A 25,605-nucleotide genomic window follows, 5' to 3' on the forward strand; every position below is an offset into this window, starting at 1 on the left:
AGAAAAGAAAAACCTATGTTTCTCTGCGTTTAAAAAACAATCTCAAAAATTAAATAATTAGAATTTGGGCGTGCCCCTCTGGGTCGGGCTATTCGTTTCAATCTTTTATGCCCCGAAGCCTCGGGACATAAAAGGATTTCCACTGCTATCCCTCACGCATCCATTTTCAAAAGAAACAACAATTTTAAAATGAAAAAGATATTTATAATTAACGGCGGACAAAAATTCGCTCATTCAGGTGGAAAATTCAATCAAACCGTTCAGGATTGGACAGTTGAATTTCTTTCTAAAAACAATAATTACGAAATAAAAACAACGCATGTCGAAAATGAAATCGATCTTCAGGAAGAAGTAGAAAAGTTTGTTTGGGCAGATTTAATTATCTACCACACACCTGTTTGGTGGTTTCAAATTCCGAATCTTTTCAAAAAATATATCGATGATGTTTTTACTCAGGGACACAATAACGGAATCTACAAAAGTGATGGAAGGAGCCGTGTAAATCCAGACATCAATTACGGAACGGGCGGACTTTTACACGGGCGTAAATATATGCTGACTACGAGTTGGAATGCTCCAAAAACAGCTTTTACACTTCCTGGCGAATTCTTCGATGAAACTTCTGTTGACGACGGTGCAATGTTTGGTTTTCATAAAATGAACAAATTTACAGGAATGGAACGCATAAACGGATTCCATTTTCATGACGTTGAAAAAGGTGCGACACCAGAAAATATTATTATCTTTAAAGAAGATTACACGAAACATTTGGAAGAAACTTTTAAAAACTTATAATTATGATTTCGATTACCGCAATTTTAAAAAGTAAACCAGAGAACTTGATTGAAGTTCAAAATATGCTGACTCACTTAGTAACCGAAACTAGAAAAGAAGCAGCCTGTATTCGTTACGATTTACATACTTCAGATACTGTTTTTATTCTTTGGGAAGAATGGAAAGATCAAGTTGGTTTGGATTTACATAATACTCAATCGTATTTAGTAGATTTCATTTCTAAAGCCGAGAGCTTGGTTGCAAGCCCAATTCTGGTTTATAAAACCGCACAGATTTTATAATCTTTCGCCACGAATTTCACGAATTTGCACCAATTAATTTCAAGCTAATAAAATTTGCAAATTCGTGAAATTAGTGACCTAAAAAATTATTTAATTCCTCCAAAAGCGCCAAAGCACATATTTTTATGTAAGATTTCAACGCTTTTAAAACCTACTTTTTTCATCAAATCCAATTGATAATTCATTGATCTTGGCGTGTCTTCTTTTTCAATATAATCGAATACTTTCTGACGATATGCTGTCCCTCCTATTCCTTCCAAATAGTCACCATATATCTGCCAGGTAAATTCATTTAGCAATTCTGTATCCTGCGTAATCAAATCTGAAATCATTAAACATCCTCCGGGTTTCAATAATTTAAACAATTTAGAAAAAGTCGTTTCCCAATCCTGATCATCGCGTAAATGATGCAAAACCGCGCCAGCCAAAATAATATCAAAACTATTTTCTTCTAAACCAACTTCCCGAATATCACCTTGTTTAATCTCAACTTTTCCGTCTGTTACTGCAGAAACTCTTTCAAAAGCTTTGTCCAGCATTGGCAAACTCAAATCGACCAAAGTGCAATTTAAATTTGGTAGTTTAGACAACATCTTCAAAGTATAATTTCCGGCGCCGCAACCAATATCTAAAACATTTTGAGCATTCGGAACAATTCTCTTAGAAGCCTCTGTAATTAATTCCAAAGAAATTGTTGCGTCGATTGTGGCCACTTGCCCCGTTTCTAAATTCGAAAATCGTTCGACATCATTGTCAAAACGTTCTTTAATTTCTGCAATAGTTGATTTTTTCATAGCTTTTTTTGTTTTTATCTCCCACAGATTTAGCAGGCTTAGAGGATCTTTTTGCTATTATTGATCTGGATATTGTGATTAAGAATGATTTATATTAATTATTAATCTGCCCTATCTGCCTAATCTGCGAGAGAATTGTTTTTCTTTTTCAAAACTACATCTTTCATAAATACTTTAAAAATACTATTTTTATCAATTAATAATACTTTAAAAGTATCATGGAATTTCGTCACTTAAAATATTTTTTGGCTGTCGCCGAAGAACTCAACTTTACCAAGGCATCAGAAAAACTCTTTATTTCACAGCCTCCGTTAAGTAGACAAATTGCCGAATTAGAAGAAGAACTTCAGGCAAAGCTTTTTATCAGAAACAATAAAAAAGTAGAATTGACCGAAGCCGGAAAATATTTTGAAAAAGAAGTAAAAGCGCTTTTTCAGCATTTGGAGCGTATTTCGGTGAAAACAAAAAAGATTGCTGAGAATGTTTCTGGCGAATTCCGAATTGCATACATCAGTTCGATTTATTCGTCTGTTATTTCAGAATTGATCAAACATCTTAAAGAGCAATTTCCGTATGTAAATTTCAAGCTTTTTGAAGTTTCTACAACCAAACAAATCGATGCTTTGGAACAAGGAAAAATAGAATTGGGAATTATTCGCTCGCCAATAAAATCTCCCAAAATAAAATCGCAATTGTGGTTTAAGGACGGGTTTTCAGTAGTTTATAATAAAAGTGTAATGCAAATTAATTCTGAGAAAGAAATTCCAAATCTAAAAGATGAAACCTTTGTATTTTTCAACAAAGATTATGCGCCTCATTATCATGAAGTTTTGCTTCAACTTTGTGCTTTTTATGGCTTTACGCCGAAGATTATCCATGAAGCCAACAATATCAATTCTATTGTACAATTGGTAAAAAACGGATTAGGAATTTCGATTGTTCCATCAAATATTGCAAGAAACAATCACGATCCAGAAATAGCTTTTATCGAATTGAAAAAGGTCAATTTATTTACAGATGTTTCGTTGATTACTTCAAAAGAAGATGATTCTGAAATTACTAAAGCTGCTGTAGATTTTCTTCTGAATTTTAAAAAATAATTTCGCATTTGATTTGTCATCCTTGAGGGACGAAGGATCACATGAGAAGCTCGACAAAGATTGGCGCTATACGTTACGGAATCGAGTGTGATCCTTCCTTCGTCAGGATGACATAAAATGAGAAAAAATCATTTTTAAAATATGGAAATCCGTAAATACCAACAATAAAAAGCTTTTAAATTGCAGCAAATAAAACAATTCGTAAAAATTAGTGTAATTCGCTGCTAACAAAAAATCGTTACAATTTATCACAACCAAATTCCTTAAAAACACCGAACTTTTAAATACCTTAGCAAATTATAATTCTCGTTAAAAATCAATAAAAATGGCGGAGCAATCTTCAATTCAGTGCCCAAATTGCGGAACAACAATCGATGTAAATGATATCTTAAAACATCAGTTAGAAGATAGTATTCGTAAAGAATTTCAACAAAAAGCCAATGCTCAAGCAAGAGAATTGGAACTTAAAAACGAGCAATTCGAAAAAGCCAAAACCGAATTTGAAGCCAAGAAAAAACAGGAAAACGAGCTTTTTGCTGAACGTTTAGAGCGCGAAAAAAAGACTGCAGAAAAAGAAATTACCGAAAAAGTAAAAACAAAACTCGACGAAGAAAATAAAGACCGCATGCTTTTGATGGAAAAAGAGCTTTCTGAAAAATCAGAAAAACTTCGCGAATTAAATAAAATGACAGGTGAAATTGCCAAACTTCAGCGAGAAAAACTGGAAATGAAAGAAGCAATTGAAGCCGAAGCACAAAAACAATTAAATGCAACTTTGGTTTTAGAACGTGATAAAATCCGCAAACAGGAAGAAGAAAAAAACGAATTAAAAATCAAAGAATACCAAAAGCAATCTGACGATCAAAAAAAGCTGATTGAAGAAATGAAACGCAAGCAGGAACAAGGTTCTATGCAACTGCAAGGCGAAGTAATGGAATTGGCGATTGAAGAATGGCTGGCAAACAATTTCCCGCTTGACAGTATTGATGAAGTAAAAAAAGGTGCCAATGGTGCCGATTGTCTTCAGATCGTAAATACGCGCGAACTGCAAAATTGCGGTTCCATTTATTACGAAAGTAAAAGAACAAAAGCTTTCCAGCCATCGTGGATTGAAAAATTTAAAAATGATATTAGAACCAAAAGAGCCAATATTGGTGTTTTGGTTACCGAAGTGATGCCTTCTGGAATGGAAAGAATGGGCATGCGTGACGGAATATGGATTTGTACGTATGAAGAATTTAAAGGTCTTAGTGCTGTATTGCGCCAATCTTTAATTCAGGTTAGTCAGGCGGTTCAGGCGCAGGAAAACAAAGGCGATAAAATGTCGATGTTATATGATTTCCTAACAAGCAATGAATTCCGTTTGCAGATTGAAGGTATTGTAGAAGGATTTACACAAATGCAAAATGATCTGGATTCTGAAAAAAGAGCCATGCAGCGAATCTGGAAACAGAGAGAAAAACAAATCGAAAAGGTAGTTCATAATACTTTAGGAATGTACGGTTCGATTCGCGGAATAGCAGGAAATGCAGTGCAGACCGTGAGAGCTTTAGAATTGGATTTTATTGAAGAAGACGAAAGTGAAGATCCTAAAGAATTGTTGGAATAACTATTTAAAACTCCAATTCTTTAAATTCCAAATACCAGTTGTGTTAATCACAAAATTAAAAAAAAAGGCTTCGAATTAATCGAAGCCTTTTGTGTGAATTAACCTTTTTTAAAAGACATTGTCAATCCAAACTGATTAGAAAGATAAAGCTTATTATTCTCAATAGAATAACCAGAAGTCGTTCTTAATAATTGTAGAAATTCAGCTTCCTTTTTTGAATCACACTTTTTAGTTTCTGAAGTAAGATTTAAAAACTGAATTTGTCCTGCACCTTTCGAAAGTAAATTTCCTTTAATAGCATTACATCCTGTTGAACCCGAAAATGCTGACGAGGTCATGTCGATTTTTGGAAATTTAGAAAAATCTTTTTCAGTAAGTACTTTTCCGTTTAAATTTTCTAGAATCCAGGTTTGCTGTAATTTCTTTTCGATTGATTTTTCAACTGCAGCAGTTCCAGTTTCCGTGCTTGCCTCTTTTGTAGATTTACAGCTGTATGCTAATGATACTGCTATAAACAACATTAAAATTCTTTTCATGTAAAATAAATTATATAAGTTTTATTTTACAAAAATATTTAGTCTTTAAACCAATATTAGGTACTAAAAGTTATTTTTAGACTACTATAAGACATTTTAAAAATTCAAAATTTAGTCCACTTTTTTAAAGACAACAAGTTTGGCTGATGGATTTGATAACGTCAGTCTATTATTTTCAATAGAATAAGTAGTGGTGTTTTGAAGCGCTTTTGTAAATTCTGATTCCTTGTTACCTGAAGGACAAGCCATAAGAGTAGAAACCACTTTGGTAAATCGCAATATATCTTTTTCATAATAAATTTGTCCGTTAATAGGATTACAGCCTCCATAACCCGAAAATCTATTTTCAGACGAATTAATTTCTATTCGCGGAAATTCCTTTTGAAAATCGGTCGCAAAGACTTTATAACCGTTCAATTCTTCTAAAACCCATATATCATGAAGTCGGTAGTCTGTGATGTATTTGCCGCAGCCGCTTAATTTTTGAAACTCTAATTCTGAATTATTTTTAATTTCGACCTTTACGCTGTAAGGCGAAATAGCTCCAGACATTGAATCTTGGCAGTCTAACTGCTGAATAGTAATTGTTGCAGAAGCTGATTCATTACTTACTTTATACATCTTCACATTCGCATCCATAGCTTTACTTGCATCAACTGCAGGAAAAGTGATACTTTCTTTACCCGTTATTAGTGAAGTAAAAACAATTTGTTCATTCCCTATTTTAATTCCCCAAAAAGGCTCATTACCCGTTGCTTTAAAATAAAAATTCAAATCGTCTTGTGAAGTTCCAGAAGCAGAAGAGCTAGAAGTAGATTCTTTATTTCCAGCAGATTTACAACTTATTAACAAAAGAGATAATAACAATATGGAGAGTATTTTTTTCATAGTATTTCTATTTTAGTAATCCGAACCTTAATCAAAACATATATAAAATTCTTATGAATTTACGACAATTTTTTGAAATCCTTATTTAGAATCTTTTCAAATTTAGAAAATTTTAAATTTCTAAAATTATCGCAAAACCCGCGTTACGTATAAGATTACGACAAAATACTTAGTATTTCTAAATATAAAATTCTAATAAAGATCAAATTTTTACGTATTTTAATAAGTATAAATACTTATATTTGCGTAGTAATACTTAATTAAAGAAATCATGATTAGAGTAATAGTAGTTGGAAACGGCATGGTTGGTTATAAATTTTGCGAAAAATTCATTGCAAAATCAGGACAGGAAAAGTATCAGATTACTGTTTTTGGTGAAGAACCAAGAAGAGCTTACGATCGCGTTCATTTGAGTGAATACTTTGGAGGAAAAACATCAGACGATTTATCATTATCAACAAGTGAATGGTATGCTGAAAACAACATTATTCTCAATACATCAGAATTAATTACAGATATTAATCGCCAAGAAAAAACAATACATACGCATTTAGAAAAAACACATACGTACGATTACTTAGTTTTAGCAACAGGTTCTTCTGCGTTTGTACCACCAATTGACGGAGTCGAAAAAGAAGGTGTTTTTGTATACAGAACCATCGAAGATCTGGATGCAATTATGGATTACGCTAAAAAAATAAAAATAAAAGGTGCAACTGAAGCTGCAGTTCTGGGAGGCGGGCTTTTAGGTCTTGAAGCAGCAAAAGCCGTTAGAGATTTAGGTTTGAATCCGCATGTAGTAGAATTTGCGCCGCGTTTGATGCCGAGACAATTGGATCAGGGCGCAAGTGATATGCTGCAATCTAAAATTGAAGAATTAAATATAGGCATTCATCTTAATAAAGCTACTCAATATATTGACGGAAAGGAAAGTATAACGGGAATGATGTTTGCAAACGACGAATTGTTAAAGGTAGACATGTTGGTTATATCTGCCGGAATTAAACCACGCGATGAACTGGCTCGAGTTTCGGGGCTTGAAGTAGGTTTAAGAGGCGGAATTGTCGTAAACAATCAAATGCAGACATCAGATCCTTCTATTTTTGCGATTGGCGAAGCGGCACTTTACAACCAAAACATTTACGGACTTGTTGCTCCAGGTTACGAAATGGCAGATGTTGCCGCTGAGCAAATTTTACAGGGTTCTAAAACCATGAGAGAAACCATTGATATGTCGACTCAATTAAAATTAATTGGTGTTGAAGTGGCAAGTTTTGGAGATCCCTTTATTGAAAATGAAAATGTAACGGCCATTATTTATGAGAATAAACTAAGCGGTATTTACAAAAGAATCAATGTTACTAAAGATTCTAAAACGCTTTTAGGCGGTATTTTAGTTGGAGATTCAAGCGATTACAATTCGCTTTTCCAGATTTACAGTAACGCAATGGCATTGCCAAAAAATCCAGAAGATTTGATTTTAGGTTCTCGCGACGGCTCTGAAGGTTCCAGTTTAGGAAGCGTTATGGATCTTCCAGATACTGCCGTAATTTGCTCTTGCGAAAATGTAACCAAAGGCGCTATCTGCTGCTCTCTTTTAGATGAAACTTGTTCGAGCTTTTCAGATGTTGTCAAACATACAAAAGCAACTTCTGGCTGCGGAGGCTGTAAACCAATGGTTTCAGATTTAGTAAAAGCTACTCAGAAATCTTTAGGAAAAGAAGTTAAAGAAGTTATCTGCGAGCATTTTAGCTACAATCGTCAGGAATTATTCGATTTGGTAAAAATCAATAAATATGAGAATTTTTATGATGTAATTGATCATCACGGAAAAGGCGACGGCTGTGAAATTTGTAAACCTGTTGTAGCTTCTATTTTCTCTAGTATTTACAACGATACGGCAAACAAACATGTTACAACGCAAGATACAAACGACAGATTTTTGGCTAATATTCAACGAAACGGAACCTATTCTGTAGTGCCAAGAGTTGCCGGAGGAGAAATTACAGCAGAGAAATTAATCGTAATTGGAGAAGTTGCCAAACAATTTGATTTATATACTAAAATAACTGGAGCACAACGTGTTGATTTATTCGGCGCACATTTAAGTGATTTACCTAAAATCTGGAAAATCTTAATTGATAATGGTTTTGAAAGTGGTCATGCCTATGGAAAATCTCTTCGTGCCGTAAAAAGCTGCGTTGGGAATGCTTGGTGCCGTTACGGAATGGACGACAGCGCTGGATTTGCCATCGAATTAGAAAACAGATATAAAGGAATTCGTTCGCCGCATAAATTAAAAGGTGGTGTTTCGGCCTGCATTCGCGAATGTGCCGAAGCTCGCGGAAAAGATTTCGGATTAATCGCTGTTGAAGGCGGTTGGAATTTATACATCGCAGGAAATGGCGGTGCTAACCCAAAACACGCTGTTTTATTAGCCGAAAAAATTGATAAAGAAACCGTAATCAAATACATGGACCGTTTCTTAATGTATTACATCCGCACAGCCGGCCCGCTGATTCGAACTTCAACCTGGCTGGAAAAACTAGACGGAGGTTTAGAATATTTAAAAGAAGTTATCATCGAAGACAGCTTAGGAATCTGCGAAACATTAGAAACCGAAATGCAGACTTTGGTAAATACTTTTGAATGCGAATGGAAACAAGTTTTAGAAAAACCAAGATTATTAAAACGTTTTAATCATTTCATTAACTCAGAAGAGAAAGACGACAATGCTGTTTTTGTTCCGTTAAGAGATCAAAAAATGCCAAAAGCTTGGTCGTAACCAAAAATTTTAAACACATAGAGACATAGAATTATAGAACTCAAAAAAAGGCGTTTCACTTGCATAAACAAACATAGCATAGCTGCAACAAAAATTCCAGTTCCAAAGATTTTTAATTTTTAATTCTCAATTTTTAATTAAAAAAACAGCTCCAAAAAAAGAAAAAAAAATATCACAAACGTTTGCTGTCCTTCTTACCCTCTTTTTTACTGCGCCATCATAACTCTCATGATTGTAAAAAGAGGGCTAAGAAACAGGAAATCAAAACTTAATCAAAATGGAAGAAATCTTAAATCAATACGAAACAGTTCATGCAAGTGATGCAACAATCTGGTTTAAAGCTGGCAAAATCGAAGATTTTCCTACCAATCGCGGCGGCTGTATCAAATACAAAAACAAACAGATTGCGATTTTCAACTTTACCCGTCGCAACGAATGGTATGCATGTCAAAATGCTTGTCCGCACAAAATGGAAATGGTGCTTTCAAGAGGAATGACAGGATCAACAGATGATATTCCGAAAATCGCCTGCCCGATGCACAAGAAAACTTTTTCATTAGTTGATGGTTCTAACCTAAATGGAGACGATTTTAAAATTGCAACCTATCCGATAAAAGTAGTTGAAAACGAAGTGTTTGTTGGATTTGTGGATTAGAATTTTAAGATGAAAGAAGCAAGAAACAAAATGATAAAGTTTTTCAAATCTTTCTTCTTGCTTCTTTCATCTCCCCTGCGACTTTCGACTTTCGACTTTTCTACTAATTTCCGTATCTTTGAAATTCTATTATCAAACCAACAAATGACTACACCTTTTCAAAAAGCAAGCGAATGGATTGATGCTGAAAACGCTCAGGATCCAAATATCGAACTCGATCAAAACACAGAATATCCAAAAGAATTACTCTATTCGAACAGGATGTACGATAGATTAATGCAATTTGAACCGAATGCTTCAGAAGAAATTCAGATCGCCTCAAAAGCACAGCATATCTGTCGATGGAAAGTAGCGCGCGAATCGTACCCAATGGATCGTGTTGGTTATCTAAAATGGAGAGAAGAACTGAAAAAATTCCATGCTAAAACTACCTCAGAAATTTTAGAAAAAGCAGGTTACGATCAAACTTTTATTGACCGTGTTTCATTTTTGATTGAGAAAAAATTACTTAAAAAAGATCATGAAACGCAATTACTGGAAGACATTATTTGTTTAGTATTTTTAGAATATTATTTAGAACCTTTCGTTCAAAAACATGATGAAGAAAAACTAAAAAACATCATCAAAAAAACTTGGGATAAAATGTCTGAAAAAGGACATCAGGAAGCCCTTAAAATCAATTATTCTGAAGAAAATTTGAACCTTATAAAAGCTTCTTTAGGATTGTAACAATTATGAAAAAAAGCAATCAGGAAGCTGCAGACAAAATCACTTTCAAAAATTTACGACGCTTGTATTTTTTTGCGTTGCTTACTATTGCCTTAACTATAATTATCAGTCAGTTTTTAGTTCAATACAATCTAAATCAGCAGTTAAGCGATTCTAAAATCATAAATTTCTCGGGAAAACAGCGAATGCTGAGTCAGAAAATTGTCAAAGAAGTTCTGATTCTTCATTACGTTTCTGATACCGCATCTCCTAAACAAATCTCCCATTTAAAAGAAGTTTTATCACTTTGGAAGAAAAACCAGAATGCACTCGAAAATGGCAGTGACAGTCTAGCTTTTCCAAAAGAAAAATCGGAAACACTTCATCAATTATATCTTGAGATAAATCCGATCTTCAATAAAATTGCAAAGACAACAGATTCTTTTTTACTGCATTTAAAGCAGCAAAAACAAACTGCAGAAAATCAAAAACTGGTTCAAATTATTCTTGAAAACGAAGGTCCCTTTCTTTCAAAAATGAATCAGATTGTAACCCAATATGATCTTGAAGCGCACGAAAAAGTAACCGAACAGCGCAGAATCGAATATTGGATTTTTGGCTTCACACTGCTCGTTTTACTTTTAGAATTCTTCTTTATTTTCAAACCGACAAATAAGAAAATCGAACGATTAATAGCTAAACTTTTATCTTCAGAAAAGAAAGCTTTAAAACTAGCGTACGATACCGAAATACTGAGCGAAATCAAGGAAAACTCGGTAAAAGAATTAAAATCGCTGAATTATGCAATGGAAAATACGTTACTCTATTGCCGAATTGCGCCAGATGGTTCTATTATTCACATTGGCGAAAAATTTGCAAAACTTCTCAATTATACCAAGTTTTCATCCAATAAAAAATTCTCAGAAGTTTTAACCGTTGACGAAAAAGAGCAAACCAATTTTGACCGCCTGATCTTCGAAAAACAACGAAGCGGCTGGCAGGGCGAAATCAGTATTTTAAACAAAGAAAATGAAACTATCTGGCTAGATTTATCAATGGTTCCGGTTATGATCAAAAAAGACGAACTGGAACTTTTAATCGTTTGTTTTAATATCACAGAACGCAAAAAAGCACAACGCGAAGTCGAACGTTTAAACTTGGAAAACACAACCGAAAAAATCAATCAGCAAAAGATTATTTCGAGTAAAATTGTAGAAAACCAAGAAAACGAGCAAAACCGAATCGCAAAGGAAATTCACGACGGAATCGGCCAAATGCTTACAGGTTTAAAGTTTAGTTTAGAAAGCATCAATCTAGACGACAGAGAAAAATCAGAACAAAAAATTGAGTATTTAAAGAAGCTTTCGCTAGACATTATAAAAGGTGTCCGCACCGCAACTTTCAACTTGATGCCTCCAGAATTAAGCGATCACGGAATCGTTTCTTCTCTCGCAAAACTGACTCAGGAACTTTCCAAATTAACCGGAAAAGAAATCCTTTTCTATAACAAAACCGATTTTGACAAGCGTTTAGATTCGTTAATCGAAATCAACATTTACCGCCTTACGCAGGAAGCCATTAACAACGCCATAAAATACGCCGAATCATCTCATATTATTGTACAGCTTTCTCACAGCGAAACGTTGTTAAGTGTTATTATCGACGATAACGGAAAAGGTTTCGATATCAATTCTGTCGACAGAAAGCGCAACAGCGAATCTGGAATGGGCTTACTGTTTATGAAAGAGCGAATCCAATACATAAACGGCCGAGTTTTCATCAACTCCATCCCAGGCGAAGGAACGAGAATTACTTTTAATATCCCGATACTGAAGTAAAAATTCCAAATTTAAAATTCCAAATTCCAGCCGCTTTACTCTTAGAAAGCTTTGTCAAAGTTTTAACCTTAATACAAAAAAAAAGTCCAACTAAATATTGTCAGGCTGAGCGAAGTCGAAGCCCACGCAAGTAACTCCACAATAAATATAAACCTTTGACAAAGATAGGTTCGTACTCATACTAAATCTAAAATCTCCCCTCTAAAATCTAAAATAATCAGGGCGAGACACCATCGCGATAAAAGAGCAAAATTACTTTGCGCGTATACGCCCTTTTATCGCGACGCTGTCGGGCTGTCCGCGCTACTTCGGTAGCCTGCTCCCATCCCTCTCGCGGGCAATCGTTTTCAAAAGATAGTCTAATTTATTAGATTTTCTAACAAATCAATTGCCTCCAGCTTTAGCTGGAGGTATATAAACAAGTATCAAAAGAGGCTTTAGCCAAACTTACTATTTTGGCTAAGCCCTTGTTTTTTTTAGCCACAAAAACCTCCAGCTAAAGCTGGAGGCAATTAAAACTAAACTTTGTCAAAGTTTGAAACTTTGACAAAGTTCTAATCAAAAGAACGCTTAAAATCTTAACGTTGCAAATATTACATCTCAAAACCCGACAGGTTTTTAAAACCTGTCGGGTTTAATAGCCGCAAAACCTTTGTCAAAGTTTCAAACTTTGACAAAGGTCTAATCACAAGAGCGCTTAAAATCTTAACGCCGCAAAAATTAAATCTCAAAACCCGACAGGTTTTTAAAACCTGTCGGGTTTAATAGCCGCAAAACCTTTGTCAAAGTTCTAATCATAAGAACGTTCAAAATCTTAATGCTGCAAAAATTACATCTCGAAACCCGACAGGTTTTTAAAACCTGTCGGGTTTAATAGCCGCAAAACCTTTGTCAAAGTTTCAAACTTTGACAAAGGTCTTCATGCAAGACCTTTCGCAATCTTCACGTTGCAAAAATTACGTCTCTAAAAATTTAGAATTTGGAATTTCCAACATTAGAAATTTTAATATTGGAATTTAAATTTAAAAAAAGTACGTATATTAGCATCTTGTTTATAGATGAATATACGTAAAAATCCAGAATCCAAATTAAGTAAATTATGAGTAATAACATTCGTGTAGTGCTGGCAGATGATCATGTTTTTGTTCGAGACGGAATCAAATCTTTACTGGAAAACGAAGCAAACATTGAGGTTGTAGGCGAAGCAATTGACGGCGCAGATGCACTTGAAGTGGTTGCAGAAAGCAAACCTGATTTACTTATAGTAGATATTCGTATGCCAAACTTAACAGGCATCGAGGTAGTAGAAAAACTTAGAAGCGAAAATAATGACGTAAAAATCATTATGCTTTCGATGCACGAATCGGAAGAATATGTATTGAAATCTATAAAAGCCGGCGCCGACGGCTACTTACTAAAAGGTTCAAGTAAAGAAGAATTTTTAAAAGCACTACATAGCGTTTCAGCGGGAGGAAAATATTTCAGCGGTGATATTTCTTCTATTTTGATAAGCCAATTGACAAATTCAGCAACATCATTAGAACCTAAACAAAACTTAGGTGAAGAAATGATGATTACCAAAAGAGAAAAAGAAATCTTAACCCTTTTATTATCTGGCAAAGGAAATAAAGAGATTGCCGAAGCACTTGATATCAGTAAACGTACAGCCGAAGTACATCGTTTTAACCTGATGAAAAAGTTGAAAGTAAAAAACCTGATGGAACTTTCGAATAAAGCGACTGAATATTCTTTAATTTAAAATTAAGTATAAATACGTAATTATTTTTCAAAAACTGCGTTTTAGCATCTTTTAACTAAGTTTTAGTACTTATTTTTACATCAAAATATAAGTACTATGAAAAATTCAAACGCACTATCGCAATCACACAAAATTTTATTTTTGAACACATTGGCTTTTACAGTGTGTTTTGCCTGTTGGACCTTAAACGGGGTATTAGTAACCTTTCTAGTCGATAACGGAATTTTCCACTGGAGCGTTGTTCAAGTTGGCTGGCTGCTTGGAATTCCAATTTTAACAGGATCTATAATGCGTTTACCAATTGGTATCCTGACAGATAAATTTGGCGGGAAATATGTTTTTTCTCTTTTATTACTGCTGAGTTCAATTCCGTTATTTCTCCTTCCCTACGCCGACAGTTTTTTTATGTTTGCATTACTTAGTTTTTTCTTCGGAATGGTCGGAACAAGTTTTGCAGTCGGAATTGGCTATACTTCAATCTGGTATCCAAAAGAATGGCAAGGTCGTGCTTTAGGAATCTTCGGAATGGGAAATGCTGGTGCCGCAATTACAACATTTTTAGCCCCTTCGTTATTAAATCACTTTTCAATCAGTGATCCACAGAATGGCTGGAAGATTCTTCCTGTAATTTATGCCGTTTCCTTAGTTGTAATCGGAGTTGCTTTTTTGATTTTCGCTCAAAACAAAAAAATCGAGAACAATACCAAAAGTGTTTCTCAAATGCTTACCCCTTTAAAATCAGCTAGAGTTTGGCGATTTGGAGCCTACTACTTTTTAGTTTTCGGCTGTTTTGTAGCGTATTCGCAATGGCTTTTACCAAATTTCATGAACGTATACCAAACCAGTTTAGTTATGGGTGGTTTATTTGCCACTATGTTTAGTCTGCCTTCTGGCGTAATCCGAGCTTTTGGAGGTTATCTCTCTGATAAATTTGGAGCCCGAAAAGTAATGTACTGGGTTTTGGGTTCTTCTGTAATTTTAAGTGCTTTATTAATGGTTCCGAAAATGGAAATCACGACTGACGGACCTGGAATATTAGCAGCTAAAAAAGGAGTCGTTAATGACATCAATAACAAAACTGTAAAAGTGGGCGACAAAGAATATCCAATTATGCAAAAAGCTTCTCTTGTAAATGAAAACGCTATTTTTCCAACGACTTCAAGCTGGCAGGATGTTGTTGTTGCAAATAATCAAAATGTAGCGAAAAAGGAATTAATAGCCAAAGGAATCACAGTAATTAAATTTGATGCGAATATGTGGGTTTTTCTAGTTTTAGTAATTCTTATCGGAATTTCATGGGGAATTGGAAAAGCGGCAGTTTACAAACACATTCCAGAATATTTCCCTAATGAAGTTGGTGTTGTTGGCGGCATGGTCGGAATGATCGGTGGTTTAGGCGGTTTCTTTGGACCAATTATTTTTGGATATTTGTTAACTGCAACTGGAATATGGTCTAGTTCATGGATTTTCATTCTAATCTTCTCAATCGTATGTTTAGTCTGGATGCATTATACTATAACACAAATGACTAAGAAAAAAGAACTTACAGCAACACACTTCAAATTAGAAACAGTATCTTAATAGTGGATTAAAAAATAATTAGAAATATCATCAAAATCATATAATACAACAGCTTTTTCTTATAAATTTGCCTTCATAATTAAACCCATGAATCATGAATAAATTAAAATTAGTTATTTTATTATTGGTCGGAATAAGCTTAGAAGTTCAGGCACAGGAATTAGATGTGAATCTTCAAATAAGACCTCGTTTTGAATACAGAAACGGTTACAAACAACTTTTACAAGAAGGTCAAGAAGGTACTTCACAAATTTCACAGCGTTCCCGCTTAAATTTCAATTATAAACAAGAAGATTTAATTGTAAAATTGACTTTTCAAAATACAAGAACTTGGGGAGATGTTCCTTCAACCGCCGTTGCAGATAAAAATGGAGTTGCTGTTTTTGAAGCTTGGGCACAATATAATTTTACCGAAAAATGGAGCGCCAGAATGGGACGTCAAGTTCTTTCTTATGATAATCAGCGTATTTTAGGAGAAATGGACTGGGCGCAGCAAGGACAAAGCCATGATGCACTTACCGTAACTTATCAAAATGAAAAACAAAAATTAGATTTTGGAGGTGCTTATAACTCAACTGCCGAAAACGTTCTTCAGACTCCTTACACAGTTGCCAATAAAGCTTTACAATATGCTTGGTATCATAATCAATTTAGCACCGATTTAGCTTTGAGTTTTTTAGTTCTGAATACAGGTTATGAATATGCCAATGCAGACGCTAAATTACTAGTTGATTATAAACAAACTTTTGGTCCGTACTTAACATACAAAACAAGCAAAATAGACAGTAATTTTTGGCTTTATGGACAAACTGGAAAAAGTACAGATTTACAGGTTAGCGCCTGGAATGCTGCAGCAAACTTCGGATACCAAATAACAGAATCTTTTAAAGCTGGTTTAGGATATGAATTTCTTTCTGGAAAAAATACAAATGACGGAAGCTCTGTAATTAAATCATTTAACCCAATATTTGGAACCAACCACGGTTTTAACGGTTATATGGATTATTTTTATGTTGGAAATCACTTAAACAATGTTGGTTTACAAGATGCGTTTATCAAATTGAATTACAATGTAAATAAATGGCAGTTTGCTTTAATGCCACATATATTTTTAGCTGCTGCTGATGTGGTTACGCCTGCAAATGAAAAACTAGATTCCTATTTAGGAACTGAAATTGATGCTACTTTTGGATATAACTTCAAAAAAGATATTACAGTTACAGGAGGTTATTCTCAAATGTTTGGTTCTAAAACAATGGAATTTATTAAAAACGGAGACGCCGGCCATACTAACAATTGGGCTTGGTTAATGATTTCTGTGAATCCGAGAATTTTTAGTTGGAAAAAATAGTTTTTCTTTAAAATTAACATAGATATTTTACCCTTTTCCTATTTCGGAGAAGGGTATTTTTTTTTACGTACCAAAAACTCATTATGTGGTTTAAATAGTTATATTTGAATCGATTATGAACCCCAAATTCTATCCTAATGAAACCATTTTTAAAATTATCTATGTTAACCTTTTTTGTCACTCACACTGGTATCGCTCAAAAATACAATGATGCCTTAATTTCCAAAAAATCAGAAATAAATTTTGCGAAAACACAAAAAAGAGGAATTAAAAAAAACAACATTATTTATTATGTTGAAAATGATTTACAAACAATATCTGCCTATAAAAGAAGCAAATTGAAATGGCAGACGAATGTAATTTCTGTTTGCGGTGAACCAAAAAAAGGAGAACCTGAAATAAGATATGTAGGATATAATACAAACAAACTGCTTATCGTTATGGGAAAACATAATTTTGCAGAAATTGATGTAAATAGCGGCGTAACAACACTTGTTGGCTAAGATTAAAATAGATTTAGTTAATGATTTCTGTAAATCCTAGAGTTTTTTAACTGAACAAAATTAATGATCCAAAATTTATAAGCTACCCTTTTTCAAAATATGGAAAAGGGTAATTTTTTATCAATATATTTGGTAAATGAAGAAACTTAGTTTTTATAAAAAACATCTTTCAAAAATTTAATTCAATATATAAAAACATGACCAACTGGACTCAGCGATGGGACGATCGCTATAAAAGCGACGAATTTGCATACGGTGAAGAACCTAACAATTACCTAAATGAACAAATCCAAAAACTAAATCCTGGAACGATTCTTTTTCCTGCTGAAGGCGAAGGACGAAATGCTGTATTTGCTGCAAAATTAGGCTGGAAAGCTTCGGCTTTTGATATTAGTGAAGAAGGAAAAATTAAAGCTTTAAAACTTGCTGAAGTTAACCATGTTTCAATTGATTATCAGGTTGGCGAATTAGAAACTTTAAATTTTAAAGAAGAACAATTTGATGCAATTGCTTTAATTTACGCTCATTTTCCAGCAGGATTTAAATCAACTATTCATAAACAACTGGATAAATTACTGCGTAAAAATGGTATTATTATTTTTGAAGCTTTCAGCAAAAAGCATTTGGATTATTTGGCTGTAAATGAAAAAGTAGGCGGACCAAAAGATATCGAATCTTTATTTTCAATCGAAGAAATTAAAGCGGATTTTCCAGATTACGAAATCATCGAATTAGAAGAAAAAGAAATCCAACTGCACGAAGGTTTATTCCATAACGGAACTGGATCTGTGATTCGGTTTGTTGGCATGAAAAAATAAACTGCATTGGTCGCGTTAGAAGCACTGCAGTTCGTCTCTACAACACACTTTCTAAAAAACACATTAAAAAAATATTCCCTTGGAAGATAATTCGTAAATTTGAAAAAATATTCAATGTCATGGATTTACAAACTAGAAAAATAGAATTTGTACAGGAATTTTTAAAAATTCAAAGCGAAGAACTGATTTCTCAGCTAGAAAATTTATTGAAAAATAAAAGCACTGTCGATGATAATGATTTTATCAATCCAATGTCAATTAAAAAATTTAATGCTAGAATTGATCAATCAGAAGACGATTTTAAAAATGGAAGATATAAAACTACTTCTCAACTTCTAGAAAAATACAAGTAATGAAATTGAAAATTGTCTGGTCGCAATTTGCAGAAAATGAAATTGATAAAATTTACAACTATTATCTTGAAAAAGCAGGAATTAGAGTCGCTAGAAAAATTATCAAAGAAATAATCTCTGAACCTAACAAGCTCATAAACAATACTTTTTCTACTCAAATTGAAGATCTCTTAATTGATAGAGATAACAAATATTATTATCTGGTATGCAATAATTACAAGATTATATATAGCATAGACGAAGAAAAAAAACTAATACAAATTGCAGATGTTTTTGATACAAGGCAGAATCCAGTAAAACTTAAACGCACCAAGTAAAGATTAACAAGCAATAATATTTAAGAATCTTAAAAATATTTATGCTCCATAATTTCAGAACGCAATGCAGAAACTTCCAAAATCCCAATACGTTTTCCTTCTGTTTTAATTAAATCTTCCTTTTTAAGACTTGATAAAATACGTATCGCCTGCTCTTCTGTCGTTCCAGCAAAATCAGCAATTTCTTTTCGCGAAAGCTCAATATCAATTAAACCATTCACCTGCCCAAACTTGCGGTGAATATACAGCAGTAAATCAATCACACGCTCGCGGACATTCATGTGTGCAATCTTTCGAATATTGTTTTCACTCTTGTTTAATTCATCGGCATAAAACAACATTAAAGCATAGGTAAATTCAGGAACATGCTGTAAAATATCTAATATGGTTTCATTGCTAAAATTACACAATACAGTATCTTCCAATGCATAAGCGCCAATTAGATAACGCTTACTCGTTCCGAAACCCCGAAAGCCAATAATGTCTCCATTTTTTGTTAAACGAACGATCTGTTCACGGCCGTTAATTCCTGTTTTCACGGTTTTTACTTTTCCCTTACAAATAAAATAAAGTCCTTGCAAAGGCGCACCTTCCGTAATAAATCGATCTGATTTTTTACAAATTATGCTTTGCTTTTTAGAAACATATGATTTCATCTGCTCTAAATGCAAGTGCTTCTTGATAAAGCAATTTTCATTGACACAAGAATAACAAATGGTCTGCTCTTCTTTCATGAGTTCTAATTTTAGCAGATTAAAAACTAATTGGTTGTTTCTCACTTAATTTCATCAAAAATAGAAAAATAAATTCTAAAAGTAAGTATTAATACGTAAAAATACTTATTTTTGTATACGTGATTTATCTAGATTCACAAATTCAATAGTAAGTATCAAAAAGAAATGTAATGCAAAACACCAAAATCAAAACTACCTGTTCGTATTGCGGCGTTGGCTGTGGCATCATTGTTACCAACGATTCTAAAAACGGAGTAATGGTCGAAGGCGACAAAGATCATCCTGTAAACAAAGGAATGTTGTGTTCTAAAGGAATGAATCTGCATTACGTAGTCAATGATACTTCCGACCGAATTTTATATCCTGAAATGCGCGGCAGTAAAAATTATCCGCTGGAACGTGTAAGCTGGGATACCGCGATTGACCGTGCAGCAGCTGTTTTTTCTTCTATCATAAAAAAACATGGACCAGACAGCGTTGGTTTTTATATCTCTGGCCAATGTTTAACAGAGGAATATTACTTGGTCAATAAACTCGTAAAAGGTTTTTTGAAAACCAATAACATCGATACCAATTCCAGACTCTGCATGAGTTCTGCAGTTGTAGGTTATAAAAAAACTTTTGGAGAAGATTCTGTTCCAATTGCTTATGATGATATTGAATTGGCGGACACTTTTTTAATTACAGGCGCTAATCCGGCTTGGTGTCACCCAATTCTGTTTAGACGACTTGAAAAACACAAAGAGAAAAATCCGAAAATAAAAATCATTTGTATTGATCCGCGACGCACAGATACTGCCGCTTTCGCCGATTTACATTTACAAATTATTCCAGGTTCTGATATTATCTTATATCATGCAATAGCCAAACGCATTATCGAAAGAGGTTACGTAGATCATGATTTTGTAAAAAACAATGCTGAAAACTTTAAACAATACAAAGACTTAGTTTTAAGTACTTCATTAGAAAAAGCTTCAAAACTTTGTGGTATTCCAGTAAATGATATTAAGCTTGCCGCCGATATTATCGGAAAAGCAAAAGGTTTTATTTCGCTTTGGGCAATGGGTTTAAACCAAAGTGCGGTTGGCGTTGATAAAAACACTGCTTTACTGAATTTGTCTTTATTAACAGGTCAAGTTGGAAAACCAGGTTCTGGACCATTTTCTTTAACAGGTCAGCCGAATGCAATGGGCGGACGCGAAGTTGGGGGAATGGCAACGCTTTTGGCAGCTCATAAAGACATTGCGAATCCTGCGCATCGTAAAGAAGTTGCCGATTTTTGGGGCGTTGACGAAATCTCAGATAAACCAGGTTTAACAGCTACAGAAATGTTTGAAGCTTTAGAATCGGGAAAAATGAAAGCCGTCTGGATTATTTGTACCAATCCGCTAGTGAGTTTACCAGATTCCAGAAGAATTGAAAAAGCACTTCAAAATGCAAAATTTGTTGTTGTTCAAGATATTTCGCATAATGCAGATACGGCAAAATTTGCCGATTTACTTTTACCCGCTGCAGGATGGCTGGAAAAAGAAGGAACGATGACCAATTCAGAACGTCGTATTTCATATCTGCCAAAAGGAATCAATGCGCCTGGCGAAGCGCTTCCAGATGTTGAAATCTTAATTCGCTTCGCTAAAAAAATGAATTTCAACGGATTCAATTTTAATAGTGCCGAAGAAATTTACAAGGAACATTGTGCGCTTACCAAAGGCACCAACATCGATATTTCCTTTTTAAATTACAATCGTTTAAAATATGAAGGTACTTTTCAATGGCCGGTTCCAGATTACGGACATCCCGGAACACCGAGATTGTTTACCGACAAAAAATTCTATACGCCTTCAGGAAAAGCCATTTTTAATTTACCTGTTTCTATTGAAAATACTTCGGTACAGCCCAATGCCGAATTTCCATTTATTTTGACCACAGGAAGAATTCGCGATCAATGGCACACGATGACCAAAACGGGAAAAGTATCTAGATTGTTAACCCATATTCCAAGTCCAGTTTTAGAAATAAATCCGATTGATGCATTTAAAAATGAAATTAAAAATGGCGACATTGTTACCGTTACCAGCAAAAACGGGGAAGTTCGCGTAAAAGCAAAAGTTACAGATTCTATTAAAGAAAAAGTAGTTTTCCTGCCGATGCACTGGGGAAAACAACTCGAAAATGATTTAAACCGAACTAACAATCTAACGAATACAGTTGTAGATCCCGTTTCAAAAGAACCTGATTTTAAATACACAACCGTCTCGATAACCAAATATGTAAAACCGTTTCAGAAAATTGCAATCGTTGGTGCCGGCGCAGCTTCGTTTCGTTTTATTCAAAATTATCGTGAATTCAATTCAACCGATGAAATTATTGTTTTTTCGAATGAAGTAAATCCGTTTTACAATCGTGTTTTGCTTCCAGAATATATGACAGGCGAGTTTACATGGGAACAATTATTAAAAGTAAAAGACGGCGAAACTTTTAATAAACTTAAAATCACGATGAAAACGGGAATTTCTATTGACAAAATAGATTCCAAATTAAAAACTATAACAGACAGTCAAGGTGAAATTCACACTTTCGATTCTTTGATTCTCGCCACTGGAAGTCGTCCGTTTGTTCCAGAAAATGCACAGCTTCATCTTCCCGGCCGATTTACCGTCAGAAGAAAAGAAGATGCAGATCGTTTAAAAAAACATTTGGACAGCACCAATCTCCCACCCGAAGAACAACATGTTGTTATTATTGGCGGCGGCTTATTAGGTTTAGAATTGGCTGCGGCTTTAAAACATAAAAAAGTAAAAACTACTATTATTCAAAGGGCATCTCGATTGATGGAACGTCAGCTTGACCGAATTTCCAGTAAATTATTGGCAGAAGAAGTACAGCTTCGCGATATTCAGATTTATTTTGATAATGAAGTGAGTACTGTTTTTGAAACAGATAATCCGAATGAAATTGAAATTGCCTTAAAGAGTGGTAAAATCATAACCGCAAATGCAATCGTTTACACGATTGGAACAATTCCAAATATCGAAATTGCAAGAGAAAGTGGACTTGCGTGCGGCCGTGGTGTAAAAGTGAACCAGTATCTGCAAACCTCAAATCCAAATATTTTTGCCATTGGCGAAATAGCAGAATTCAATAATAAACTTTTCGGAATCACTTCTGCAGCAGAAGAACAAGCCGATATTCTGGCCAACTTCTTAGCGGGTGACATCAGCAGTTATTATAAAGGTTCGATTTTAATGAATATTTTAAAATTAGAAGATATAAACCTATGCAGTATTGGCGATATTACAATTCCAGAAAATGACGATTCGTATGAAGAAATTGTCTTTTCTGATTTGAAAAAACGTTATTATAAAAAGTGCATTGTCAAAGATGACCTTTTGGTTGGTGCAATTTTAATGGGCGATAAAAATGAGTTTGCCGAATTCAAAACGATGATTGAAAGTAAAATCGAATTATCTGACAAACGAAATTTATTATTGCGTGGAAGTTCCAATGCGAAACCCGTTTTAGGCAAATTAGTTTGTTCCTGCAGTCAGGTTGGCGCAGGAAACATCGAAGAAACAATTAAAAGCGGCGTAAATGATTTTACTGATTTATGTAAAAACACAGGTGCAGGTTTAGGATGTGGCAGCTGTAAAACAGAGGTTAAAGAGATATTGGCAAAATGTAGATAGTTTACAGTCACAGTCTCAGTTTTCAGTGAATCCGTAAACTGCGACTGTGACTGTAAACTGTGACTGTAAACTGAGAATAAAAACTAAAAAAAATATGGAACTAACAAGATTAATAGTAAAAGGAGGCGTTATTTCGCCGGGAGAATTACGTGAAGTAGTTAATATCGCCTTGCAAGAAGGTTTAGATTCCATTTCTTTTGGTTCGAGACAAGACATTATTTTTCCTAAAGGTTTTAAATCTTTGGATAAAACAACTTTAGGAAAACATCATTTTGTCTATCCCGATCAACAAAGCGGCAACAATATTGTTTCTTCGTATGTCTCTACAGATATATTTAGAAATACCAATTGGCTTACCGGAAATCGTTTTTTATATGTTTTAGAAGAATTTAAAGAACAGCCTAAACTAAAAGTCAATATAACCGATCCAAAACAACAGCTTGTTCCTTTATTTACGGGGCATATAAACTTTATTGCTTCAGAACATGAAGATTATTGGTATTTGTATATCCGTCTTCCAAAATGGGAAAAAATGGAAGTTTATCCTGTTCTAATTTACAGTTGGGATCTAGCCAAGGTCTATTACGAAATAGAAAAAATAGCAGCAGAAACCTCTATTGATATCGAAATGCTTTTTACATTGGTAAGTGAAGCACTAGACACCAACAGCCGAACAATCGACAAACCTTTAAATATTCCCTTTTATCCTTTTCCGTATTACGAAGGAATGAACCGAATGGGAATTGATCAATATTGGCTGGGATTGTATTGGCGAAATAATCTATACGATTTAGATTTCCTGAAAGAAATGTGTGATTTATGTTTTGAATGCAAAATTGGAAAAATTTGTATTACACCTTGGAAATCGTTCATTATAAAAGGAATTCCGAAAGATCGAAAACTAGAATGGGAAAAGTTCTTAGGCAAAAGAGGAATCAACGTTCGTCATTCTTTATTAGAATTAAACTGGCATTTACCAGTTGCAATGGAATGGGCATTAAATCTTAAAACTTTTTTGGTTCGTACGCTGGATCAATTTGACATCAGTACATACGGATTGAATTTTGGAATTTCTGAATACAATCGCGACGGACATTATTTTACTTCGATTGTAATCGAAAAGAACGAACTTCCTGCTGCTTTAGAATCAATTAAAATCAGAGATACTTATAATGTTTTATCTGCTAAAAATTTCGACCCAAATACACGAGAATATATTGTGCACTCTCAAGATATCGACAAGCTTGAACTTCCCACAATTCTCATTGAATTAAGCCGAAAATATTTTGAAGAACTGGGGAATGCAACAATAGAAACTACTGAAAACACGCAGAAAAAAGAAAAAACACAATTGGATATTTATCAATGTCAAGAATGTTTAACGCTGTATAAATCAGAATACGGCGATGAAGCTCAAGGCATTCCTAAAGGCCTTTTATTTGAGAATCTTCCAGATACTTATTGCTGCTCTTTATGCGAAGCACCAAAAAGCAATTTCATGATTCTAGAGCTGGTGAGACAATAATATTTTCTAATAAAAGCTTAACATTTACGTATTTAAAAATTATGTATATTTAGCTTAGCTAAGAATTAGACAAGAAGGCATTATACCCCAAATGCTATTATATTTCTCAGCACCAAGCTATTTTACTCAATAAAAATACAGTTATGATAAAACGAAATCCAAGTACTCCTGCTGTAAATACCACTGATATTCCAGCAGAAACAGTCGTAGAAAGCACGACAGAGATACAACCAGAAGCCAAAACAATAGTTAAAAGAACAACAAGAACTGCTTCAAAAACACCTGCTGCAAAAGCTCCAGCAGCGACGGTTAAGCCTGTTGCAAAAACACCTGTAAAAGCGGCAACCAAAGGAACACCCAGAGCTACTGTAAAAAAGGCAACCACAACACCTGTAATAACAGAACCTATTGTTTCTGAAATTGTAGAAATTCAAACAAATGATATTCCAGTTCCTTTTGAAGAAAACAAACCAATTGTGACCATCGAAAAAATTGGAAAAAACAAAAAGAACGATATAAAATCAAAGCTGAAAGCTAAACTTAAAGCTAAAAAAGAGAAGGAAAAGAAAAGAGAAAAAGCGATCAAAGCTGTTATCAAAAAATTAGAAAAAGCCAACAAAGCAAAACTAAAAGAGGCTGAAAAGAAAAAAGAAAAAGCTAAAAAAGAAAAGGCAAAAAAAGCTAAAAAAACAGAAGAAAAGAAAGTTAAGTCTAAGAAAAAAGCAAAAGCTAAAAAGAAGAAATAATATTTGGAAAAGGTTCGATTGTAAAAAGTTGAACCTTTTTTAGTTTCCAAAAGTTTTTGAAAGGGATGAAGCTAACTAACTGTACGTATAATCGTAGTGAGATTGCTTCGTTCCTCTTAAGGACAATCTGTACGTATTAACTTTGTCAAAGTTTAAAACTTTGACAAAGTTCTGTAACCACAAAGTTTGTCATTCTTAACAAAACGATACGCTTAAAGGCTTCGACTTCGCTCAGCCAGACAA

At 34.1% G+C, this 25,605-nt stretch carries 22 protein-coding genes; 18 read left to right on the plus strand and 4 right to left on the minus strand.

Annotated features, from left to right (window positions below):
• The first annotated feature begins 189 nt into the window (after nucleotides 1-189).
• Both BSF42_RS03030 and BSF42_RS03035 read left to right on the plus strand, forming a co-directional pair.
• Nucleotides 190-795, plus strand: coding sequence for an NAD(P)H-dependent oxidoreductase (locus tag BSF42_RS03030; protein ID WP_095951656.1), 606 nt, complete (start codon nucleotides 190-192; stop codon nucleotides 793-795).
• A gap of 2 nt (nucleotides 796-797) precedes the next feature.
• Nucleotides 798-1,076, plus strand: a complete 279-nt coding sequence (locus BSF42_RS03035) for a putative quinol monooxygenase (RefSeq protein WP_095951657.1) — start codon at nucleotides 798-800, stop codon at nucleotides 1,074-1,076.
• An 86-nt stretch (nucleotides 1,077-1,162) separates the two neighbouring features.
• Here the strand turns inward: BSF42_RS03035 and BSF42_RS03040 are convergent, their stop codons facing one another.
• Nucleotides 1,163-1,870 (minus strand): class I SAM-dependent methyltransferase, encoded by a 708-nt coding sequence (locus BSF42_RS03040; RefSeq protein WP_095951658.1) that lies wholly within the window; start codon nucleotides 1,868-1,870, stop codon nucleotides 1,163-1,165.
• Nucleotides 1,871-2,088: 218 nt separating this feature from the next.
• Here BSF42_RS03040 and BSF42_RS03045 point away from each other — a divergent pair, with 218 nt between their 5' ends.
• Nucleotides 2,089-2,970 (plus strand): LysR family transcriptional regulator, encoded by an 882-nt coding sequence (locus BSF42_RS03045; protein ID WP_095951659.1) that lies wholly within the window; start codon nucleotides 2,089-2,091, stop codon nucleotides 2,968-2,970.
• A gap of 325 nt (nucleotides 2,971-3,295) precedes the next feature.
• Nucleotides 3,296-4,579: a DUF2130 domain-containing protein gene (locus BSF42_RS03050; RefSeq protein WP_095951660.1), complete on the plus strand. Its 1,284-nt coding sequence runs from the start codon at nucleotides 3,296-3,298 to the stop codon at nucleotides 4,577-4,579.
• 98 nt (nucleotides 4,580-4,677) lie between these two features.
• On the opposite strand, the gene BSF42_RS03055 is transcribed toward BSF42_RS03050, so the two are convergent.
• Both BSF42_RS03055 and BSF42_RS03060 read right to left on the minus strand, forming a co-directional pair.
• The gene (locus BSF42_RS03055; RefSeq protein WP_095951661.1) at nucleotides 4,678-5,115 is read right to left on the minus strand and encodes an META domain-containing protein; all 438 of its coding nucleotides are present in this window, start codon (nucleotides 5,113-5,115) and stop codon (nucleotides 4,678-4,680) included.
• 111 nt (nucleotides 5,116-5,226) lie between these two features.
• Nucleotides 5,227-6,003 carry an META domain-containing protein gene (locus tag BSF42_RS03060; RefSeq protein ID WP_095951662.1) on the minus strand — a complete coding sequence of 259 codons (777 nt, stop codon included), beginning with the start codon at nucleotides 6,001-6,003 and terminating at the stop codon, nucleotides 5,227-5,229.
• A 271-nt stretch (nucleotides 6,004-6,274) separates the two neighbouring features.
• Here BSF42_RS03060 and nirB point away from each other — a divergent pair, with 271 nt between their 5' ends.
• The 11 genes from nirB to BSF42_RS03115 all read left to right on the plus strand — a co-directional run bounded on the left by nirB (nucleotide 6,275) and on the right by BSF42_RS03115 (nucleotide 18,671).
• Nucleotides 6,275-8,788 (plus strand): nitrite reductase large subunit NirB, encoded by a 2,514-nt coding sequence (nirB, locus tag BSF42_RS03065; protein WP_095951663.1) that lies wholly within the window; start codon nucleotides 6,275-6,277, stop codon nucleotides 8,786-8,788.
• Nucleotides 8,789-9,065: 277 nt separating this feature from the next.
• Complete coding sequence (gene nirD / locus BSF42_RS03070; protein ID WP_095951664.1) at nucleotides 9,066-9,443, plus strand: nitrite reductase small subunit NirD; 378 nt, start codon at nucleotides 9,066-9,068, stop codon at nucleotides 9,441-9,443.
• Between the two features lie 144 nt (nucleotides 9,444-9,587).
• Nucleotides 9,588-10,172: a DUF4202 domain-containing protein gene (locus BSF42_RS03075; protein ID WP_095952052.1), complete on the plus strand. Its 585-nt coding sequence runs from the start codon at nucleotides 9,588-9,590 to the stop codon at nucleotides 10,170-10,172.
• Between the two features lie 5 nt (nucleotides 10,173-10,177).
• The gene (locus BSF42_RS03080; RefSeq protein ID WP_095951665.1) at nucleotides 10,178-11,989 is read left to right on the plus strand and encodes an ATP-binding protein; all 1,812 of its coding nucleotides are present in this window, start codon (nucleotides 10,178-10,180) and stop codon (nucleotides 11,987-11,989) included.
• Nucleotides 11,990-13,088: 1,099 nt separating this feature from the next.
• Nucleotides 13,089-13,748 (plus strand): response regulator transcription factor, encoded by a 660-nt coding sequence (locus BSF42_RS03085; RefSeq protein ID WP_095951666.1) that lies wholly within the window; start codon nucleotides 13,089-13,091, stop codon nucleotides 13,746-13,748.
• A 96-nt stretch (nucleotides 13,749-13,844) separates the two neighbouring features.
• Nucleotides 13,845-15,329, plus strand: a complete 1,485-nt coding sequence (locus tag BSF42_RS03090; protein ID WP_095951667.1) for a nitrate/nitrite transporter — start codon at nucleotides 13,845-13,847, stop codon at nucleotides 15,327-15,329.
• Between the two features lie 94 nt (nucleotides 15,330-15,423).
• Entirely contained in the window at nucleotides 15,424-16,680 is a 1,257-nt protein-coding gene (locus BSF42_RS03095; protein ID WP_095951668.1) for an alginate export family protein, read from the plus strand.
• A gap of 137 nt (nucleotides 16,681-16,817) precedes the next feature.
• Complete coding sequence (locus tag BSF42_RS03100) at nucleotides 16,818-17,183, plus strand: hypothetical protein (protein ID WP_095951669.1); 366 nt, start codon at nucleotides 16,818-16,820, stop codon at nucleotides 17,181-17,183.
• 197 nt (nucleotides 17,184-17,380) lie between these two features.
• Complete coding sequence (locus tag BSF42_RS03105) at nucleotides 17,381-18,001, plus strand: bifunctional 2-polyprenyl-6-hydroxyphenol methylase/3-demethylubiquinol 3-O-methyltransferase UbiG (protein ID WP_095951670.1); 621 nt, start codon at nucleotides 17,381-17,383, stop codon at nucleotides 17,999-18,001.
• Nucleotides 18,002-18,120: 119 nt separating this feature from the next.
• Nucleotides 18,121-18,354 (plus strand): hypothetical protein, encoded by a 234-nt coding sequence (locus BSF42_RS03110; RefSeq protein WP_095951671.1) that lies wholly within the window; start codon nucleotides 18,121-18,123, stop codon nucleotides 18,352-18,354.
• Nucleotides 18,354-18,671 (plus strand): type II toxin-antitoxin system RelE/ParE family toxin, encoded by a 318-nt coding sequence (locus BSF42_RS03115; RefSeq protein ID WP_095951672.1) that lies wholly within the window; start codon nucleotides 18,354-18,356, stop codon nucleotides 18,669-18,671. The genes BSF42_RS03110 and BSF42_RS03115 overlap by 1 nt, the downstream gene beginning before the upstream one ends.
• A 29-nt stretch (nucleotides 18,672-18,700) precedes the next feature.
• Here the strand turns inward: BSF42_RS03115 and BSF42_RS03120 are convergent, their stop codons facing one another.
• Nucleotides 18,701-19,405 carry a Crp/Fnr family transcriptional regulator gene (locus BSF42_RS03120; RefSeq protein WP_095951673.1) on the minus strand — a complete coding sequence of 235 codons (705 nt, stop codon included), beginning with the start codon at nucleotides 19,403-19,405 and terminating at the stop codon, nucleotides 18,701-18,703.
• 170 nt (nucleotides 19,406-19,575) lie between these two features.
• Here BSF42_RS03120 and BSF42_RS03125 point away from each other — a divergent pair, with 170 nt between their 5' ends.
• The 3 genes from BSF42_RS03125 to BSF42_RS03135 all read left to right on the plus strand — a co-directional run bounded on the left by BSF42_RS03125 (nucleotide 19,576) and on the right by BSF42_RS03135 (nucleotide 25,362).
• Nucleotides 19,576-23,091, plus strand: a complete 3,516-nt coding sequence (locus BSF42_RS03125) for a nitrate reductase (RefSeq protein ID WP_095951674.1) — start codon at nucleotides 19,576-19,578, stop codon at nucleotides 23,089-23,091.
• Nucleotides 23,092-23,185: 94 nt separating this feature from the next.
• Nucleotides 23,186-24,616: a rubredoxin gene (locus BSF42_RS03130; RefSeq protein ID WP_095952053.1), complete on the plus strand. Its 1,431-nt coding sequence runs from the start codon at nucleotides 23,186-23,188 to the stop codon at nucleotides 24,614-24,616.
• 143 nt (nucleotides 24,617-24,759) lie between these two features.
• Nucleotides 24,760-25,362 carry a hypothetical protein gene (locus BSF42_RS03135; protein WP_095951675.1) on the plus strand — a complete coding sequence of 201 codons (603 nt, stop codon included), beginning with the start codon at nucleotides 24,760-24,762 and terminating at the stop codon, nucleotides 25,360-25,362.
• Nucleotides 25,363-25,605: the final 243 nt, after the last annotated feature.

Source organism: Flavobacterium sp. ACN6, from assembly GCF_002304005.1.
Taxonomy (GTDB): Bacteria; Bacteroidota; Bacteroidia; order Flavobacteriales; family Flavobacteriaceae; genus Flavobacterium.

What these genes read in the sequence shown, in the direction of transcription:
- BSF42_RS03095 (WP_095951668.1), top strand. Translation starts at nt 15,424, where the DNA reads ATGAATAAATTAAAATTAGTTATTTTATTATTGGTCGGAATAAGCTTA.
- BSF42_RS03080 (WP_095951665.1), top strand. Translation starts at nt 10,178, where the DNA reads ATGAAAAAAAGCAATCAGGAAGCTGCAGACAAAATCACTTTCAAAAAT.
- BSF42_RS03110 (WP_095951671.1), top strand. Translation starts at nt 18,121, where the DNA reads ATGGATTTACAAACTAGAAAAATAGAATTTGTACAGGAATTTTTAAAA.
- BSF42_RS03060 (WP_095951662.1), bottom strand. Translation starts at nt 6,003, where the DNA reads ATGAAAAAAATACTCTCCATATTGTTATTATCTCTTTTGTTAATAAGT.
- BSF42_RS03085 (WP_095951666.1), top strand. Translation starts at nt 13,089, where the DNA reads ATGAGTAATAACATTCGTGTAGTGCTGGCAGATGATCATGTTTTTGTT.
- BSF42_RS03040 (WP_095951658.1), bottom strand. Translation starts at nt 1,870, where the DNA reads ATGAAAAAATCAACTATTGCAGAAATTAAAGAACGTTTTGACAATGAT.
- BSF42_RS03030 (WP_095951656.1), top strand. Translation starts at nt 190, where the DNA reads ATGAAAAAGATATTTATAATTAACGGCGGACAAAAATTCGCTCATTCA.
- nirD (WP_095951664.1), top strand. Translation starts at nt 9,066, where the DNA reads ATGGAAGAAATCTTAAATCAATACGAAACAGTTCATGCAAGTGATGCA.
- BSF42_RS03045 (WP_095951659.1), top strand. Translation starts at nt 2,089, where the DNA reads ATGGAATTTCGTCACTTAAAATATTTTTTGGCTGTCGCCGAAGAACTC.
- BSF42_RS03115 (WP_095951672.1), top strand. Translation starts at nt 18,354, where the DNA reads ATGAAATTGAAAATTGTCTGGTCGCAATTTGCAGAAAATGAAATTGAT.
- BSF42_RS03135 (WP_095951675.1), top strand. Translation starts at nt 24,760, where the DNA reads ATGATAAAACGAAATCCAAGTACTCCTGCTGTAAATACCACTGATATT.
- BSF42_RS03100 (WP_095951669.1), top strand. Translation starts at nt 16,818, where the DNA reads ATGAAACCATTTTTAAAATTATCTATGTTAACCTTTTTTGTCACTCAC.
- BSF42_RS03105 (WP_095951670.1), top strand. Translation starts at nt 17,381, where the DNA reads ATGACCAACTGGACTCAGCGATGGGACGATCGCTATAAAAGCGACGAA.
- BSF42_RS03055 (WP_095951661.1), bottom strand. Translation starts at nt 5,115, where the DNA reads ATGAAAAGAATTTTAATGTTGTTTATAGCAGTATCATTAGCATACAGC.
- nirB (WP_095951663.1), top strand. Translation starts at nt 6,275, where the DNA reads ATGATTAGAGTAATAGTAGTTGGAAACGGCATGGTTGGTTATAAATTT.
- BSF42_RS03090 (WP_095951667.1), top strand. Translation starts at nt 13,845, where the DNA reads ATGAAAAATTCAAACGCACTATCGCAATCACACAAAATTTTATTTTTG.
- BSF42_RS03125 (WP_095951674.1), top strand. Translation starts at nt 19,576, where the DNA reads ATGCAAAACACCAAAATCAAAACTACCTGTTCGTATTGCGGCGTTGGC.
- BSF42_RS03050 (WP_095951660.1), top strand. Translation starts at nt 3,296, where the DNA reads ATGGCGGAGCAATCTTCAATTCAGTGCCCAAATTGCGGAACAACAATC.
- BSF42_RS03130 (WP_095952053.1), top strand. Translation starts at nt 23,186, where the DNA reads ATGGAACTAACAAGATTAATAGTAAAAGGAGGCGTTATTTCGCCGGGA.
- BSF42_RS03035 (WP_095951657.1), top strand. Translation starts at nt 798, where the DNA reads ATGATTTCGATTACCGCAATTTTAAAAAGTAAACCAGAGAACTTGATT.
- BSF42_RS03120 (WP_095951673.1), bottom strand. Translation starts at nt 19,405, where the DNA reads ATGAAAGAAGAGCAGACCATTTGTTATTCTTGTGTCAATGAAAATTGC.
- BSF42_RS03075 (WP_095952052.1), top strand. Translation starts at nt 9,588, where the DNA reads ATGACTACACCTTTTCAAAAAGCAAGCGAATGGATTGATGCTGAAAAC.